This is a genomic window from Pseudomonas sp. EL_65y_Pfl2_R96, assembly GCF_963970905.1.
Classification (GTDB): domain Bacteria; phylum Pseudomonadota; class Gammaproteobacteria; order Pseudomonadales; family Pseudomonadaceae; genus Aquipseudomonas.
The window spans coordinates 1-1,358 of the sequence record NZ_CAXAQH010000093.1 but is presented as its reverse complement, the minus strand read 5'-3'; the positions used below and the strand labels follow the sequence as shown (position 1 = coordinate 1,358).

The 1,358-nt window shown below is 61.8% G+C and carries 1 protein-coding gene; it reads left to right on the top strand.

What is annotated here, in order from left to right; genetic code table 11:
- Nucleotides 1-1,358: immunoglobulin-like domain-containing protein (locus tag AACY49_RS29570; RefSeq protein ID WP_339527717.1), on the top strand; the 1,358-nt coding region annotated here is incomplete at both ends.

Below are 1,358 nucleotides of genomic sequence, written 5' to 3'. Positions count from 1 at the left end.
GCGCCGAACGATGCGTTGGCCGGCGGCGGTTCCCTGAGCGTCAAGATCGACGATGCCAAGGGCGGCAATTACGAGAAGCTGGAAGTCGATGGCAAGTCAGCCGACACCTCGATCACTGATACCCAGGACACCACCAGCCTGTCGCTGACCGCCACCGGCGCTGTGGATGAAGGCGGCCAGATTACCTACACGGCGACCCTGACCAACGCCGCTGGGACTCCGGTCACTGTGACTTTGTCGAACGGTGCCGTGATCACCATCGAGGCCGGTAAAATCAGCGGCTCCGTAACTGTCGACGCACCAAAGGACGACGTCTACAAAGACGCCGGCACCGTCGAAGCGACGATCAAAGACGCGACCGGTGGAAATTTCGAGAATCTGGTCACCAGCGATACGCCCGCTGTCACCACTGTTAACGACACCCTCGATACCAGCACCGTTTCGCTGACTGCCACCGCGAATGTTGCCGAAGGCGGCACCGTGGTTTACACGGCTTCCGTGACTTCGCCTGTCACCGGTTCGCCGGTGATCGTAACCCTGTCCAACGGCCAAACCATCACCATCCCGGTCGGCGAAACCACTGGCAGCGTGAACTTCGTCGCGCCAAACAGCCCGCTGGCGGGTGGCAGCTCACTGAGCGTCAAGATCGACGGCGCTGCGGGCGGTAACTACGAGAAGCTGGAAGTCGATGGCAAGTCGGCGGACACCTCGGTGACTGACACGGCGGACACCACCACTCTTAGTCTGAGTGCGACCGACTCCGTGGCTGAAGGCGGCTCCATCGTCTACACCGCGACCCTGACCAATGCGGCCGGCACACCAGTGAACGTCACGCTGAGCAATGGCGCCGTGATCACCATCGCCGCCGGCGCAACCACCGGCTCCGTGACCGTCGATGCACCGAAAGACGACGTCTACAAAGACGCCGGTACCGTTGAAGCAACGATCAAAGACGCGGCCGGCGGTAACTTCGAAAACCTGGCGACCAACCCAGCGGCGGCGGTCACCAATGTGACTGACACCATCGACACTTCGACCGTCAACCTTACCGCGACCAGCGCTGTGGCTGAAGGCGGCACGGTGGTGTACACCGCGTCCGTGACTTCGCCTGTCACCGGTTCGCCAGTGGTCGTAACCCTGTCGAATGGCCAGACCATCACCATTCCGGTTGGATCGAGCAGCGCCAGCGTGAATTTCACTGCGCCTAACGATGCCCTGACCGGTGGTGGCTCCCTGAGCGTCAAAATCGACGATGCCAAGGGCGGTAACTACGAGAAGCTAGAAGTCGACGGCAAGTCGGCGGACACCTCGGTGACCGACACAGCGGACACCACGACTCTCAGCCTGTCGGCGACCGA